The sequence below is a fragment of the Nocardia sp. NPDC055053 genome (assembly GCF_053608285.1).
In genome coordinates this window covers 9397-27298 of record NZ_JBSGVD010000003.1, presented here as the reverse complement: position 1 = coordinate 27298, position 17902 = coordinate 9397, and the positions used below count along the sequence as shown (strand labels likewise).

Below are 17902 nucleotides of genomic sequence, written 5' to 3'. Positions count from 1 at the left end.
TCATGATCATCGGTCCGGGGTACACGGCGGCCGACCAGTCGGCTTACACTGGCGCGGTGGGTTCTGGAGGCCGCTGATGACCATTGCGCGACAACAGTTTCCGTCCGACCGGGGTGATCGCCCGGTGCCACTGTCGGCAGGGCAGCGGGGGCTGTGGCTGGCGCAACAATGGAGCCCTGACGTGCCGATCTGCGAGGCGCAGTATCTCGAGTTCCATGGGGATCTGGATCTCGAGATACTGCGGACGGTGTCGATTCAAACGGGTCTCGAATTTCAATCGGGTTATTTGCGGCTGGTAGAGGTCGACGGTGAGCCGTATCAGTTGTTCGACCCGTCATTGGCTTCGCGGGGGCCGCTCATCGATCTGCGTGGGGAACCGGATCCCATGGCGGCGGCTTTGCAGTGGATGCGCCGGGAGTACACGACACCGCTGGATATGACCAGGGACCGGTTGGTCGCCTGGGTGGTGGTGCAGGTCGGGGATCGGCATTTCCTGTGGTATCTCAGGGTTCACCATGTCGCTGTGGATGGTTACGCCGCGATGACGATCGTGAACCGGGTCGCGGCGCTGTATACCGCGGCGGTGGAAGGCCGGACAGCCGAGCCGAATCGGGCGGCGGACCTGCGCACCCTCTACGAGGCCGACCGCAGTTACCGGGAGTCGACCCGGTTCACCAGCGACCAGGCCTATTGGGTGGACAGACTCGCCGATGTCGACGGCGATTCCAGCCTGGCCGCCGGGACAGCCCCCGCGAGCGCGGACAGTGTGGTCGCGAAAGCCGAACTGCCCACCGACACAGTGGGACGGATCGATCAATCCGCGACCCTGCTGGAGGCGACCCCGGCCGCGGTGGTGATCGCGGCATTCGGGACCTATCTGGCCCGGATGACCGGACGGGACGAGGTCGTGGTCAATATTCCCGTTTCCGGCCGCACGACCGCGGTATTGCGGCGCTCCGGGGGAGTCTTCGTCAACGTCGTGCCGCTGCCGATCGTGCTCGGCCCCGGCGATACGGTCGCGTCGCTGGTGCGGCGGACGCAGGCCGACCTGATCGGGGCTTTGCGGCATCAGCGGTGCGGCCTGGTCGACATTCGCGCCGCCGCGGGGAACAACGGGCAGCGGCGTTTCGCCGGCCCGGTGGTGAACGTGATGTTCTTCCCCCAGGAACTCCGGCTCGGGTCGATGACGGCGGAATTCCACATACTCAGCTCAGGCCCGGTCGATGATTTGCTGGTCGACGTGTACCAGGCGGGAGACCCGCCGCAGACGATCCTCCATTTCCTGGCCAACCCCAACCGCTACACCGAAGCGGAACTCTCGGCGCATCACACCGGATTCACGGAGTTCCTCGACGCGTTCGCCGCCGCCGCACCGGACACTGATCTCGGGCAGGTCCACCCCGGCAGCGCCCGCCACGGCGCCGGCATACGGCGCCGACGCGAGAATCTGGCGTTCTGGCGAGCCGCGCTCGCGGATCTGCCGCTGGAGCTTCGTCTGCCTGCCGACAGGCCGCGGCCTGCTGTGCTGTCGAGCCGGGCCGCGACCGCCGATTACCGCGTGGATGCCGAGTTGAGACAGGAGCTGGAAAGACTTGCACGGCAATATCATTCGGACTTGCCGACGGTGATTCAGGGCACGCTGGCTGTCCTGCTTGCCCGGTTGAGCGGGACGACCGATATCCCGATCGGCATGCCGGTCGCCGGGCGCGGCGAAGCCCCGCTAGTCTTGCGGACCGAGATCGATCTCGACGAATCGTTCACCGATCTGCTCGACCGGACCAGACACCTCGATCTCGATGCCTCGGAGCATGCCGATGTTCCGTTCGAACAACTGGTGGACGAACTCGCTCCGCAGCGGTCGCAGTCCCGGCATCCCCTGTTCCAGGTGCTGTTGGCATTCGAGAATCTGGATCGGAAGGCGCTGCCCGATGAGGTGACTCCGCTCGATCTGCGGATTGCGCTGTCGGACAACCACGGTGGTGGCGCGATGGCGGTAGCGATCACCTACGCCGCGGAGCTGTTCGACCCGGCGACGATCGATTCTCTGATGCGCCGGTGGATTCGGATACTCGAGTCGGTGGCCACCGATCCGACGGTGCCGGTCGGGATGATCGAAGTCCTCGAGCCCGCCGAGCGAGCCGATCTGTTGTCGCGCTCCGGCGCACCGACCGCGCCGCCGACCACGCTGGCCGACTTGCTGGTCACGGCCGTCGCGCACGACCCCGAGGCCGCGGCGATCGTTTTCGACGGGCAGCGGCTGAGCTATGAAGAGCTGGACGAGCGTTCGAATCGATGGGCTCGACAACTGATCCAGCGTGGTCTCGGCCCCGAGGATGTCGTCGCCATCGCGATGCCGCGTTCTCCTGAATCCGTGCTCGCGGTGTGGGCTGTCGCCAAATCGGGTGCCGCGTTCCTGCCGATCGATCCGACCCATCCCGGCGAACGCATCACACACATGCTGACCGATTCGAAAACCGTGATCGGCCTGACGGTTTCGTCGGTGCGATCTCGGTTGCCCGGCACCATCACCTGGTTGACACCGGAGGACCTCGACGAGGGGGAGAACCTTCCCGTTGCCGACGGTGACCGGGTGCGCCCGTTGCGTGTCGACGATATCGCCTATGTCATCTACACCTCCGGCTCGACCGGGCTGCCCAAAGGTGTCTCGGTCACCCACCGCGGCCTCGGCAACTGTGCTGCCGAGCACTGCAGCGCCATGCGCATCGAATCTGGTTCCCGTACTTTGCATTTGGCCTCGCCGAGCTTCGACGTATCGGTCCTGGAATTGTTGCTGGCTCTGTGTGCGGGCGCGACGATGGTCATCGCACCCCACGATGTCTACGGCGGCGACGAACTCGCCACACTGCTCGACCGCGAACAGGTCAGCCACGTCCTCATCACACCGACGGCACTGTTCACCATCGACCATACCCGCTGGCCACTACCGGATTTGCGGTATCTGCTGGTCGGTGGCGAGAACTACGGCAGCGAGCTGGTCCAGCGCTGGAATGGCAGCCGTAGCGTATTCAACGAGTACGGGCCCACCGAGACCACCATTGCCGCGACGATGTCCGCACCGTTGGTGGCTGGGGAGCTGGTCACGATCGGTGGCCCGATTCGCGGTGTCTCGCAATGGGTGCTGGGTCAGCGGCTGCAACCGGTGCCGGTCGGTGTGGCGGGCGAACTGTATGTCGCGGGTCCGCTGCTGGCCCGTGGATACCACCGCCGCGCCGATTTGACGGCGGAGCGTTTCGTCGCGTGCCCGTGGCTACCTGGTGAACGGATGTACCGGACCGGTGATGTGGTCCGGTGGACGGCCGAGGGGACGATTCAGCATCTGGGCCGGTCCGATTTCCAGGTGAAGATTCGTGGTCTGCGGATCGAGCTGGGTGAGATCGATGCCACGCTCGCCACTCATGAGACGGTCGGTTTCGCCACGACCATCGGCCACCACAGCGAGTCCGGGGCCGCATCGCTGGTTTCGTATGTCGTTGCCGCGCCTGGGCGTTCGATCGATACACAGGCCCTCACCGAATTCCTCACCAGCCGGTTGCCGTCCTATATGGTTCCGGCTTCGATCATGGTGCTGGACCGGATTCCATTGACGCCGGTGGGCAAACTGGACCGAAAGGCATTGCCGGATCCGGTATTCACCGACCGCAAGCCGTTCCGGGCACCCGAGACACCGATCGAACGCATGATCGCCGAATCCTTCGCCGAAGTCTTGAGAATCGACGCGGTCGGTCTCGATGATTCGTTCTTCGCCCTCGGCGGTGACAGCGTGGTCGCGACCAGGGTGGCAGCGCGACTCGGGTCCACCCTGGATACCGAGATTCCGGTGCGGGTGTTGTTCGAGGCACCCACGGTAGCGGCGCTCGCGGCCCACATCGAGCAGTATGCGGGTGCCGGGCGACGGCGTCCACCACTGGTCGCCGGGCCGCGCCCCGATCTCGTGCCCCTGGCGCCTGCCCAACAGCGGATGTGGTTCTTCAACCAGTACGACACCAGTTCGGGTGCCTACAATGTGCCGATCGCCATCCGGTTGCGTGGCGAGCTGAACGTCGACGCCCTGCGATCGGCCATGGTCGACGTGCTGCGCAGGCACGAGTCTTTGCGGACGCGGTACCCGGATCACGACGGAACACTGATCCAGGTGATCGAACCCGCCGACGAGGTAGAGCCCGAGCTCGCCCTGGTCTCGGTATCGCCGAGCGAACTCGACGCGGCGATCACCGAATTCGTCACCGAAGGCTTCGACGTGAGCACGCGGGTGCCGGTCCGAGCCCGATTGTTCCGTGCGGCCGGTGACGAGGAGCCCGACCACGTGTTGGCCGTCGTGGTGCACCACATCGCCGCGGACGGTTTCTCCATGACACCGCTGGCCCGCGACGTGACGATCGCGTACACCACCCGGACCCGCGGAGAAATCCCGTCGTGGACACCGCTGCCTGTCCAGTACGCGGACTACGCACTGTGGCACCGAGCCGCCCTCGGCTCGCCCGACGATCCGGAATCACTGTGCGCCAGGCAAATCCGATACTGGACCGCGATGCTGGACGGCGTCGCCGAGGAACTTCGGCTCCCGGCCGACCGGCTGCGGCCCGCGGTGGCGTCCCATCGCGGCGCCACCGCCGGCTACACGGTCGATGCCGAGGTGATCCAGTCCTTGGGAACGCTTGCGCGGCAACACAATGCCTCCCTGTTCATGGTGATCCACGGCACGCTCGCTGTCCTGCTCGCCCGGTTGAGCGGCACCACCGATATTCCGATCGGCACACCGGTCGCCGGACGCGGTGCGGCCGAACTCGACGATGTGATCGGCATGTTCGTCAACACCCTGGTCTTGCGGACCGCCATCGATCTCGATGAATCGTTCACCGGCCTGCTCGACCGGATCAGGCAGACCGATCTGGATGCCTTCGGGCACGCCGACGTTCCCTTCGAACAACTGGTGGATCACCTCGCTCCGCACCGTTCCCCGTCCCGGCACCCGCTGTTCCAGGTCATGCTGGCATTCCAGAATCTGGAACAGGTGCGGCTGACGTTGCCCGGTCTCGACGTCGAGGTGCTCGACCTGCCCAACGACGTGTCGCGCTTCGACCTGCAATTGGTGCTGTCGGACAACCAGATCGGCGGCGAGATGGCTGTGGCGGTCACCTACGCCACGGATCTGTTCGAGCCCGGCACGATCGATGCGCTGATGCGGCGGTGGATGCGGATACTCGAGTCGGTGGCCACCGATCCGACGGTGTCGGTGGGGGCCGTCGAGATACTGGACTCCGCCGAGCGCGCCGATCTGCTGACGCATTCCGGTGCGCCCATGGCAACGCCGACCACGCTGGCCGACTTGCTGACCGCGGCTGCCGCACGGGATCCCGACGCCACCGCGATCGTGTTCGAGGGACAGCAGCTCAGCTATCAGGAGCTGGACGAGCGTTCGAACAGCTGGGCCCGGCTACTGATCCGACGCGGTATCGGTCCGGAGGATGTTGTCGCGATCGGGATGTCACGGTCCACGGATTCCGTGCTCGCGGTGTGGGCTGTCGCCAAGTCGGGCGCCGCGTTCCTGCCGATCGACCCGACTCACCCCGGCGAACGCATCACGCACATGATGGCCGATTCGAAAACCGCGATCGGTCTGACGGTAGCCGCGGTGCGCGCGCGATTGCCCAGCGATATCGAGTGGTTGACACCGGACGATCTCGACGAGGGGGAGAACCGTCCGGTGGCCGACGGTGACCGGGTGCGCCCGTTGCGTGTCGACGACATCGCCTACGTCCTCTACACGTCCGGCTCGACCGGACTACCCAAGGGCGTGGCGGTCACCCATCGCGGACTCGGCAACTGCGCCACCGAGCACCAGATCGCCCTGCACATCGAATCCGATTCCCGGACTCTCTATCTGGCTTCGCCGAGCTTCGATGTATCGGTGCTGGAACTGCTGCTGGCGACGTGCGCGGGCGCGACCATGGTCATCGCACCCAGCGATGTGTACGGCGGCGACGAACTCGCCGAACTCCTCGACCACGAGCACGTCACGCACGTCCTCATCACGCCCACCGCCCTGTCCACCATCGATCACACCCGGTGGCCGCTACCGGATTGGGGACACCTGGCGGTCGGTGGTGAGGACTACGGCACCGAGTTGGTCGAGCGGTGGGGCAGCACTCGCGACATGGTGAACGAATATGGTCCGACCGAGGCCACGATCACGACGAACCAGAGCGCACCGTTGGTGGCGGGGGATCTGGTCACGATCGGCAGCCCGATTCGCGGTGTCTCGGAATGGGTGCTGGATCAGCGGCTGCAACCTGTGCCGGTCGGTGTGGCGGGTGAACTGTATGTCGCGGGGCCGCTGCTGGCGCGGGGATACCACCGCCGGGCAGCTCTGACGGCCGAGCGTTTCGTCGCGTGCCCCTGGCTGCCTGGTGACCGCATGTACCGGACCGGTGATGTGGTCCGGTGGACGGCTGAGGGGACGATTCAGCATCTGGGCCGATCGGATTTCCAGGTGAAGATTCGTGGTCTGCGGATCGAGCTCGGTGAGATCGATACGACGCTCGCAGCGCACGAGTCCGTCGGTTTCGCCACCACCATCGGCCATCACAGCGCTTCCGGGGCGGTATCGCTGGTTTCGTATGTCGCTGCCGCACCGGGCCGTTCGGTTGATGCGGCGATCCTCACCGAGTACCTCGGTGGCCGGTTGCCGTCCTATATGGTTCCGGCTTCGATCATGGTGCTGGACCGGATTCCGTTGACGCCGGTGGGCAAATTGGACCGAAAGGCTTTGCCGGATCCGGTATTCGCCGATCGCCAACCGTTCCGGGCGCCCGAGACATCGATCGAACACGCGATCGCCGATGCTTTCGCCGATGTACTGGGTATCGACAGAGTCGGTCTCGATGATTCGTTCTTCGCGCTCGGCGGTGACAGCATCATGTCGATCCAGGTGGTCACCCGAGCTGGAGCGGCGGGTGTGGTGTTCTCCGCACGCGATGTCTTCGAGCGCAAAACCGTCGCCGGTCTGGCCGCGATCGCCGTGCGCGACAGCACCGCGGCGACCGGTCTTCCGGAGGAACTGCCCGGCGGAGGTGTCGGGCCGATGCCGCTGACGCCGAGCATGCGAGCGCTGATCGAACGAGCGGAGTCGGGGTTCGACCTCCTCTCGCAGGGAGTAGTACTGGATCTGCCGGTGGGAATCGACCAGCAGCGGCTGGCGGACGCGGTGCAGGCCGTACTCGATCGGCACGACATGCTGCGCGCACGGCTGGGCCAGGGCGCCGACGGAAGCTGGACGTGGGAGGTGCTGCCGGTCGGGGCGGTTCGGGCCGACGATGTCGTCTCTCGGGTGGCGATGGCGGGGAAGCCCGGAGGCGTCGAGTTCCGTGCGGCGGCGGCGGAGCTGGATGCCGCCGCGGACCGGCTCGATCCGGGCGCCGGAACTGTCCTGCAGGTGGTCTGGTTCGATCCGGCCGAAGCCGGGGAGCCGGGCAGAGTACTTGTGCTGGTACATCTTTCGGTGATCGACAGGGGGTCCTGGCCGGTGCTGGTGGGGGACCTCGCGGCTTCGTCGGCACGGATCGCGTCCGGCGAGCTACCGGACCTGGCCCCGGTCGGGACATCGATGCGCAGGTGGGCGCACGGACTGGTCGAGTCGGCCCGAAGCCCGGAGCGGGTCGCCGAACTCGTACTGTGGCAAGCGATGACAGCCGCGGACGATCCGGTGATCGGGTCCCGTCCCCTCGACCCCGCGATCGACGTGGCTGCCACCACACGCACGGTCGAGGTCGAAGTCTCGGCCGAGGTGACCGAGGCGCTGCTGACCGAGGTGCCCGCGGCATTCCACGGCAGTGTGGACGACGGACTGCTGGCCGCGCTGGCGATAGCGGTGACGAAGTGGCGGCGCGATCGTGCGGCCTCCGGTGGCCCGCGCACGGATGTGGTGGTCGGCCTCGAAGGGCGCGGCCGCGAGGAAGCCGCCGTCCCCGGCTCGGATCTGAGCCGGACGGTCGGCCGGTTCTCGACGAGTTATCCGATGCGCCTGGATCTTTCGGGCATCGATCTCGACGACGCGGGTGTCGGTGGCCCGGCGCTGGGTGCGGCGGTCAAGTCCGTCAAGGAACAGCTGCTGGCGGTCCCGGATCATGGAATCGGCTACGGCTTGTTGCGCTACCTCGACGACGAGACCGGACCGATACTCGCGACTCTGCCGACGCCGCAGATCAGGTTCGGCTATGTCTCCGAAACAACGCCGTCGGCCGGATGGCTGCCGGTGGACGATCTCGCCGGGGCACAGAATCCGGCTACGCCGGTGTCGGCGGCGCTCGACATCCACGCCGCCACCTTCGACAGCGAGGGCGGGCCACGGTTGCGGGCGGTCTGGTCGTATCCCGCGGGGGTGCTCACCGCCGACGAGGTGCGCCACATGGCGGAATCGTGGTCCCGGGTATTGACCGCGCTGGCGACACACATCCACCGCGCCGGGACCGGCGGCCGCACGCCGTCGGATCTCGAGGTGGTCAGGCTCGGGCAGGCCGAGATCGAGCGACTCGAAGCCGGCTATCCGGCATTGAGCGACGTTTGGCCGTTGACTCCGCTCCAGGAGGGGCTGCTGTTCCATACGCTGGTGTCCGAGGATTCGATGGACGCCTACCTGGTGCAGTTGGTCCTCGAGTTGCGCGGACAGGTCGATCCGGAGCGGCTGCGCCGAGCCGGGCAGGTACTGCTCGACCGGCATCCGAATCTGCGCAGCGCCTTCGTCGCCGACACCGCCGCGGGACCGGTGCAGGTGGTCGATGACGACGCCGCGGCGCCCTGGTCGGAGATCGACCTGTCCGGGCTGGACGACGGTGCCCGCCGTCGCGAGTGGGATCGGCTGATGGCCGCGGACCGCGCGACCCGGTTCGACCCAGCTCGTGCCCCGCTGCTGCGCTGGATGCTGGTCACCACGGAGCCGGAGCACTACCGGCTGGTGCTGACCAATCATCACCTGCTGCTCGACGGCTGGTCGACGCCGCTGCTCCTCAAGGAGTTCCTGATCCTCTACGCCACCGACGGCGACCCCGCGATACTGCCGGATGTCCGTCCCTATCGGGACTTCCTGGCGTGGATCGCCGAGCGGGACCCGGCCGCGTCGCTCGACGCCTGGACGCGCGCGTTCGACGGCACCGACGGACCGACCCTGGTGGCCCCGACCGACCCCGGCCGCCGATACACCGGATTGCGTGCGGTGCTCGGCGAACTGACCGAGGAGCAGACCGCGGCGCTGACCGACCTCGCGCGGGCCCGTGGCATCACCGTCAACACCGTGCTCCAGATGGCATGGGCGATCGTGTTGGGCGCGTTGACCTCCCGCGACGATGTGACCTTCGGCGCCACGGTATCCGGACGACCCGCACAGGTCGCGGGCATCGAATCGATGATCGGGCTGTTCATCAACACCCTGCCGGTGCGCGTGCGGCTCGACCCCGTCGAGAGCGTGGGGCAATTGCTCGGCCGGATCCAGGCCGAGCAGGCCGCCTTGCTCGAGCACCACTACGTCGGCCTGACCGACATCGAGCGGGTGGCCGGGCCGGGGACGGTATTCGACACGATCACGGTGTTCGAATCCTTCCCGATCGATCGTGGTGGGCTGACCGCGGACACCGATATCGCCGGCATGCGGCTGGTCGACGTGACCGGCACAGACGGCGCGCACTATCCACTGGCCATGATCGCGCGCATCGACAACACGCGACTACGCCTGGAAATCAAGTACCTGCGCGAACTCTTCGACCAGGACACGATGGCGGCTACCCTGCAGCGGGTTCTGCACGTGATCGGCGCCGCCGTCGCCGACCCGGATCTGCCGCTGGCCCGGCTGGATCTGCTCGCCCCGGCAGACCGCCGGGAGCTGACGCCGGTGTCGGGTGCTCCGGCGGTGCCGGAGCAGGTGTTGCCGGAGATGCTGGCGGCAGTGGTGCAGCGGGATCCGGGGGCGGTCGCCGTGGTCTGCGGGGATCGGCGGTGGACCTACAGCGAGCTGGACGCGGAGTCGAATCGGCTGGCTCGCGTGTTGATCGGTCAGGGGGTGGGGCCGGAGGCGAGTGTCGCGGTGGGATTGCCGCGATCGGTCGAAGCGGTTCTGGCGGTATGGGCGGTGGCCAAGTCGGGGGCAGCGTTCGTACCGGTGGATCCGCAGTACCCGGCAGGCCGGGTCGAGCACATGCTCTCCGATTCGGGTGTGGTGGTGGGAATCACCCTGTCGGAGTGGTGTGCTCGGCTGCCCGGGCAGGTGCGGTGGCTGGTTCTCGACGAGCCGGCGTTCGCCGCGGAGGTCGCGGAGGTGCCCGCGGGGCTGGTGACCGATACGGAGCGAACATCGCCGGTGCGGGCCGGCACCGCGGCGTACGTGATCTACACATCCGGCTCGACAGGTGTGCCGAAGGGGGTGATGGTGTCGCATCGAGGTTTGGCGAATCTGGTGGCCGAACAATGTGCGCGATTCGGCATCGGGCCGAGTGCCCGGGTGTTGCATTTCGCATCACCCAGTTTCGATGTGGCGGTGCTGGAACAGCTCTGGGCGTTCGGGGCGGGCGGGCGACTCGTGATCGCGCCGCCGACCGTCTACGGCGGGGGCGAGCTGGCGCAGATCCTGTCGCGCGAGAAGGTGACCCACACCGTGATGACTCCGGCGGCCTTGGGGACGGTCGATCCGGACGGGCTCGATGACCTCGGGACCGTCGTGGTCGGCGGCGAGGCGCCCTCACCCAAACTGGTGTCGCGGTGGGCACCGGGCCGTAGCTTCTTCAACGCCTACGGTCCGGCGGAGGCCACGATTCTCACCGATGCCGGTCCGCCGCTGGCGCCGGGCGTGGCGGTGACGATCGGCGGACCGATTCGCGGGGTCGGGCAGGTCGTGCTCGACGGGTGGTTGCGGCCGGTGTCGGTCGGGGTCACCGGGGAGTTGTATCTGGCGGGCCCGGGTCTGGCGCGCGGTTACCGCAACGCGAGGGGTCTGACCGCGTCGCGGTTCGTCGCCGATCCGTTCGCGGTCCCGGGACAGCGCATGTATCGGACCGGCGACCTGGTGCGGTGGCTGCGGCTGCCGGACGGGAGTCTGGCGCTCGACTATGTGGGCCGGTCGGATTTCCAGGTCAAGATTCGTGGTTTCCGCGTCGAACTCGGCGAGGTCGAATCGGCTCTGGTGGCCTGTCCGGGCGTGGCCGACGCAGTGGCGACGCTGCATCGGGACCCCGTCATCGGTGATCGGTTGATCGGGTATGTGGAGCCCGAGCCCGCCGTCGATCTCGACGCGGCCGCGATCCTCGCGTTCGCCGGCGAGCGGCTGGCTTCGCACATGGTGCCCGCGATCGTCGTCGTCCTCGATGCGCTGCCGGTGACGGCGAACGGCAAGCTCGACCGCACCGCACTGCCGGAGCCGGACTTCACCACGGGCAGAGCCGAATTCCGGGCACCGGCCACCGAGGTGGAGACGACGCTGGCGGGACTGTTCGCCGAGGTATTGGGTATCGACACGGTCGGTCTCGACGATTCGTTCTTCGCGCTGGGCGGCGACAGCATCATGTCGATCCAGTTGGTGACCCGGGCCAGGGCGGCCGGTGTCGCGTTCTCCGCGCGCGAGGTGTTCGAGCGCAAAACCGTTGCCGGGCTTGCCGAGATCGCCGTTGTCGACGACGGCGCCGCGGCGACCGCCCTGCCCGCGGAACTGCCCGGCGGGGGAGTGGGGCCGATACCGCTGACACCGATCATGTGCTGGATGTTCGAACGCGGTGGCTTCGACCGGTTCTGCCAGTGGGTGCTGCTCACTTTGCCGGCCGACATCGACGCCGCCGGCATCGATGCCACCATTCAGGCGGTGCTCGACCAGCACGACATGCTGCGGGCCCGTCTGCACCCGGACCCCGCGCACACCTCGGGCTGGGCGCTGCGGGTACAGCCGACCGCGCCGCCCGCCGCCGAACTGATCCGGCGCGTTCCGGTGGACGCGGCACTCGACTTCGCCGCGCTCCTCGACGCCGAGGCGAATGCCGCGGCCGAGCGCCTCGACCCCGCGGCCGGGATCACGCTGCAGCTGGTCTGGTTCGACCGGGCGGGACAGCCGGGCAGGCTGCTCGTCGTCGCACACCATCTGGTCATCGACGGCGTGTCGTGGCGGATCCTCATTCCCGATCTCGCCGCGGCGTGGGCCCAGCGCAGCGTCGGTCAACGGCCGAGGCTCGCCCCGGTCGGTACCTCGATGCGACGCTGGGCGCACGCGCTGGAGACCGCCGCCGATGGCCTCGACGAACTCGACTGGTGGCGGTCCACGCTCGGTGCGGCCGATCCGCCGCTCGGTGCCCGCCCGCTGGATCCGGCCGTCGACGTGCACGCCACCGCCGCCACTGTCGAGGTGGCGCTACCTCCCGCGGTGACCCGCGCCGTCCTCACCACCCTGCCCCGGGCGTTCCACGGCAACGTGGACGACGCCCTCGTCGCCGGGCTCGCGCTGGCGCTGGCGCGATGGCAGCGCCGTCGCGGCAACACAGTCACCGAGACGCTGCTCACCCTCGAAAGCCACGGCCGCCACGACACGGTGCTCCCCGGCGCCGACCTCACCCGCACCATCGGGTGGTTCACCACCAACTATCCGGTGCGGCTCGACCTGTCCGGTATCGACATCGACGACGCGTTCGCCGCCGGGCCCGCCGCGGCGGCGATCGTCAAGTCGGTCAAGGAACAACTCCGGCAGGTCCCCCACCGCGGGATCGGCTATGGGCTGCTGCGCTATCTCAACGCCGAGACCGCGCCCATCCTGCGTGAATTGCCCACCCCTCTAGTGAGTTTCAACTATCTCGGCAGGCTGGACACCACCCCCGTCGCGTTGCGCGATGCCGGGTGGCTGCCCGCGGGCGAGGACACCGATGGCGGCAGCATCCAGAACCCCGACGCACCCGTCGCCTCCCCGCTCGGCGTCAACGCGGTCACCATCGACACCTCGGACGGGCCGACTCTGACCGCCGCCTGGGAGTATCCGAGCGGCCTGCTCACCGCCGCCGAAGTCACCGAGCTCGCCGACATGTGGCGCGACGCGGTGACCGCGCTGGCCACCCACGCGTCCCGGCCCGGTGCAGGCGGCCTGACCCCCTCCGACCTCGACCTCGTCGACCTCGACCAGGAGGCGATCGACCAGCTGGAGGCCGGACGTTCGGCGCTGGACGACATCTGGCCACTCACGCCGCTCCAGACGGGGTTGCTGTTCCACGCCCAGCTCGCCGACGGCACCATCGACGCCTACCTGGTGCAACTCTGGGTGGAACTCGGCGGGCGCGTCGACCCGGACCGGCTGCGCCACGCGGCACAGACGCTCCTCGGACGGCACCCGAACCTGCGGACCGCGTTCCCGCGCAAGGGCATCGGCGACGCGGTCCAGGTGGTGCACCGGTACGTCGATGTGCCGTTCACCGAGCTCGACTGGACCGGGCGCGACGACATCGAGGTCGCGCTCGAACGGCTCATGGACGCCGACCGCCGCGACTGCTTCGACCTCACCACGGCGCCGTTGCTGCGACTCACCTTGGTCAGCACCGCGCCCCAGCGGTACCGGCTGCTGGTGAGCATGCATCACATCCTGATCGACGGCTGGTCGACGCCCCTGCTGATCAGGGAACTGCTGACCCTCTACGCCGGCGCGGGCGACGCCACGATCCTGCCCCCGGTGCGCCCCTACCGTGATTACCTGAGGTGGCTGAACGCCCAGGACCAGGACGTGGCGGAAGCCGCGTGGGCGCGGGCACTCGACGGCATCGCCGAGCCGACCCTGCTGGCGCCCGCGGACCGCGGTCGCCGGACCACCGTCGCCGCGCGCGAAGTCCGGGTGCGGCTGAGCGAACAGCGCACCGCGGCCCTGATCGCGGCGGCCCACCGGCACGAGGCCACGCTGAACACCGTCGTCGAAGCGGCCTGGGGGATTGTGCTCGCCACCTCGACCGCCCGCGAGGACGTGGTCTTCGGCACCACCGTCTCCGGGCGTCATCCGCAGATCCCCGGTATCGAGTCGATGGTCGGGATGTTCGTCAACACCGTGCCCGTCCGGATCCGGCTCGACCACCGCGAAACCCTGGCTCAGCTGTTGCGGCGCATCCAGACCGAGCAAGCCTCGCTGCTCGACCAGCAGCACCTCGGGCTCGCGCAGATCCAGCGCGTGGCCGGGCCCGGCGCGATGTTCGACACCGTGACCGTCCTCGAGTCCTACCCGGTGGATCGGTCGGGGCTGTCCGCGGACACCGACATCGCGGGCATGCGTGTCCTCGACGTGCACGGCCGCGACGCCGCGCACTATCCGCTCGGTCTCGTCGTCCACCACGACACCCAGGTGCACCTGACGTTCAAGTATCTGCCGGAACTGTTCACCCGGAACCAGATCGACGTCATCGCCGACCGGATGCTGCGCGTGCTCGACACCATCGCCGAACACATCGACCTCCCGCTGGTCCGGCTGCAACTGCTCTCGCCGGCCGAGCGCGCCACGCTGGTACCCGTTCGCGGCCTGCCCGGTGCGGCGATGTCGGTGTTGCCGCGGGTGCTGACGGCCGCGATGACGCCGGATACCGAGGCGGTGGTCTGCGACGGTGTCCGGTTGACCTACCGCGAACTCGACGAAACCTCGAACCGCTGGGCCCGGGTTCTGATCGGCGCGGGCATCGGACCGGAATCGTTGGTGGCCATCGCGTTACCGCGCTCGATCGACGCCGTGGTCGCCGTGTGGGCGGTCGCCAAATCCGGCGGCGCGTTCGTCCAGGTCGACCCCGCCCATCCACACGACCGGATCACCCGCATCCTCACCGATTCCGGTGCCGCCGTGGGGCTGACACTGTCCGCCCACCGGGATCGGCTGGCGGACACCGTGAACTGGCTCGCCCTCGACGACCCGTCCTTCGCCACGGCGACGGCGTCGGCCTCGCCCACCGCGATTACCGACGCCGACCGCACGAGCCCGCTGCGGCCGCAGCATCCGGCCTACCTGATCTATACCTCGGGCTCGACCGGGATTCCCAAAGGTGTGCTGGTCACCCACAGCGGGATCGCCGATCTCGCCGCCGAGACACGGGAACGGTTCGGCCTCACCCCGGACTCGCGCGTGCTGGCCGCCGCCGCGCTGACCTTCGACGTCTCGGTCCTCGAATTGGTCAGCGCCGCGGCGGCAGGCGCCACCCTGGTCCTCGCCCCCGCAGCCGTCGTCGCCGGCGCCGAACTGGCCGAGTCGATCGCCGCCGAACACGTCACCCATGCCGCCTTCACCCCGACGGTGCTCGCCTCGCTGCCCCCCGGCGAACTCGATACCCTGCGCACCCTGATCCTCGGCGGCGAGACCTGCCCACCGGCCCTGGCCCGGCAATGGATACCGGGCCGCACGGTGATCAACTCCTACGGCGCCACCGAAACCACCATCATGAGCTGCGCCGACGCTCCCCGGACCAGCACCGGCGACAGCCCGATGACCTTCGGCGGCCCGACCCGCGGATTCACCGCCGTCGTCCTCGACCGCAGGATGCGCCCCGTCCCACCCGGCGTCGCGGGTGAACTGTACGTGTCCGGACCAGGCCTCGCCCGCGGCTACCACCATCAGCCCACCACCACGGCGGCCCGGTTCGTCGCCGATCCCTACGGCCCGCCGGGGACACGGATGTACCGCACCGGCGACCTGGTCACCTGGACCGCCGACCGGACCCTGCACTACCGAGGCCGCAGCGACCTGCAACTCAAGATCCACGGCCACCGCATCGAACGCGGCGACATCGAAGCCGCGCTGCGCAGCCACCCCGACATCACCTACGCCGCCGTCACCGTCCATACCCACCCCAACGGCACCGACCAGCTCACCGGCTACGTCGTTCCCGTCCCGGACACCACACCCGACATCGGCGCGCTGACCGGCTACCTCGCGACCCGGCTGCCCACGCACATGATCCCCACCGCCATTCTCACTCTCGACCGAATCCCCTTGGCCCCCACCGGGAAACTGGACTACAAGGCTCTCCCCGCGCCCGAGCTGGGACCCGCCCGGTTCCGGTCGCCGTCCACCCCGCTCGAGGCCACCGTCTGCGACGCCTTCGCCCGGACTCTCGATATCGAACGCGTCAGCGTCGACGACGGCTTCTTCGCCCTCGGCGGAAACTCGCTGGCCGCCACCCAACTCGTGGCGCGGCTGGTGGACGCGACCGGTGCCGACGTGCCGATCCAGTGGGTCTTCACCGATCCGACACCGCAGTCGCTGGCCCGCCGCATCGACGCCCGCCTGCGCGGCCTCGACGAACAGGAACCCGGCGACGCGCTCTCGGTCCTGCTCCCGCTGCGTGCCGCGGGCGCCGAGCCACCGCTGTTCTGTGTCCACCCGGCCATCGGAGTGGCGTGGGGTTTCAGCGGACTCGTGCAGCACCTCGACCACGACCGACCCGTCCTCGGGCTGCAATCCCCGACGCTGAGCGACCCCACCGCCCGGTTCGGCTCGCTCGACGACCTCGCCGCCCGCTACGTCCGGGAGATCCGGTCCATCCAGCCGCACGGCCCCTACCACCTGCTGGGCTACTCGCTCGGCGGCACCATCGCCCACGCCATCGCCGTCCAGCTGCGCCGCGCCGGCGAACCGGTCGCGACCCTGGCCATGATGGACACCCGCGTCGTCACCGACCGCGGCGGCCGCACTCCCGAACCCACCGCCGTCGACCTGCTCACCGAGTTCGGTGGCCTCACCGCCGCCGAGCTCCCCGCCGAGCCAACCATGGAGCTCGCGGCCGAGCTACTGCACCGGCAAGGCGGACTCTTCACCGTCCTGACCCCCGAGCATCTGGAGACCCTGCACCGCGACTACACCCGACTCGTCGATCACACCCGCGACCACCGCCCGGCACTCTTCGACGGTGACCTGATCTACTTCAGCTCCGCCGCGGACGGCACCGACGACGGCGCCTCACCCGCTCTCGCCTGGCACGACCACATCACCGGCCGGATCGCCGAACACCGCATTCCCGTCCGGCACGAACGGATGACCGACCCGGACGCGCTCCGCGCCATCGGGCTCGCTCTCGCCGAGCACTTCAGGCGCGGTGGAGCTGGTTCCGGGGTCGGCGCGGGTCAGGCGTCGCGGAAGAGGCCGGGCAGTTCCATGGCGTAGGCGAGGTCGTCGCGGGTGCCGAGCGTGACCAGCAGGACCCGGATCATGGTGACGCGGGCTTCGGAATCCAGAGCCGGATCGGGATCACTGCCCGGCTCGGTGCCCGCGGTGAGGCGGTAGACGATGTATTCGCAGACATGCAGGGCCGCGTCCATATCGAGCGGGGCGGGCACAGGGCGGCCCAGCTCATCGAAGGTCTTGCGGACCAGGTCGCGGATATCGTCGAGGGCCCGCTCCCGGTAGGCCGAAACGGGGGAGCCGGGGTCGTGGAGCTCGGCGAAGAGTGGACGCAGCATCGGGCCGTGGCCGCGAGCCCAGTCCACATAGGCGTCGATCAGCCGGATACCCAGCTGGACCGGTTCGTCGGTGCCGGTCAGCGCCTCCCGGATCCCGCCGACCAGACCGTCGTTGGACGCGGTCAGCACCGCGTGCAGCGGCTCGGTGGCATTGCCGAAATAGCGGTAGAAGGTGGGCCTGGCCAGCCCGGCCTGCTCGATGATCTGGGCGACGCTCAACCCGCGCGAGCCGTTGCGCGCGAACACGGCCGCGGTCGCCTCGACGATCCTGGCGCGGACCTCATCGGCCTGCTCTTGCGTCTGCGGCGGGCGACCACGGCGCACCGTGGCGGAATCACCGGACATCGCACCTCCCTCACAACCGCGGGTCAACCGCGGAAAGCTTGACACGGTACCGCCATCAACCATTAATCTAACACTAGTGTTCAGGCAAATAGCCGAACCTGCGCGATCG

General features: G+C 68.5%; 2 protein-coding genes. One reads left to right on the top strand and one right to left on the bottom strand.

Going from position 1 to position 17902, the window contains the following annotated elements:
• Nucleotides 1-76: 76 nt before the first annotated feature.
• Nucleotides 77-17152, top strand: a complete 17076-nt coding sequence (locus tag ACWF82_RS03955; RefSeq protein WP_452497745.1) for an amino acid adenylation domain-containing protein — start codon at nucleotides 77-79, stop codon at nucleotides 17150-17152.
• Here the strand turns inward: ACWF82_RS03955 and ACWF82_RS03950 are convergent.
• On the bottom strand, nucleotides 17113-17793 hold the full coding sequence (locus ACWF82_RS03950) for a TetR/AcrR family transcriptional regulator (RefSeq protein WP_452497743.1): 681 nt from the start codon (nucleotides 17791-17793) through the stop codon (nucleotides 17113-17115). The genes ACWF82_RS03955 and ACWF82_RS03950 overlap by 40 nt on opposite strands.
• Nucleotides 17794-17902 lie beyond the last annotated feature (109 nt).

What these genes read in the sequence shown, in the direction of transcription:
- ACWF82_RS03950 (WP_452497743.1), bottom strand. Translation starts at nt 17,793, where the DNA reads ATGTCCGGTGATTCCGCCACGGTGCGCCGTGGTCGCCCGCCGCAGACG.
- ACWF82_RS03955 (WP_452497745.1), top strand. Translation starts at nt 77, where the DNA reads ATGACCATTGCGCGACAACAGTTTCCGTCCGACCGGGGTGATCGCCCG.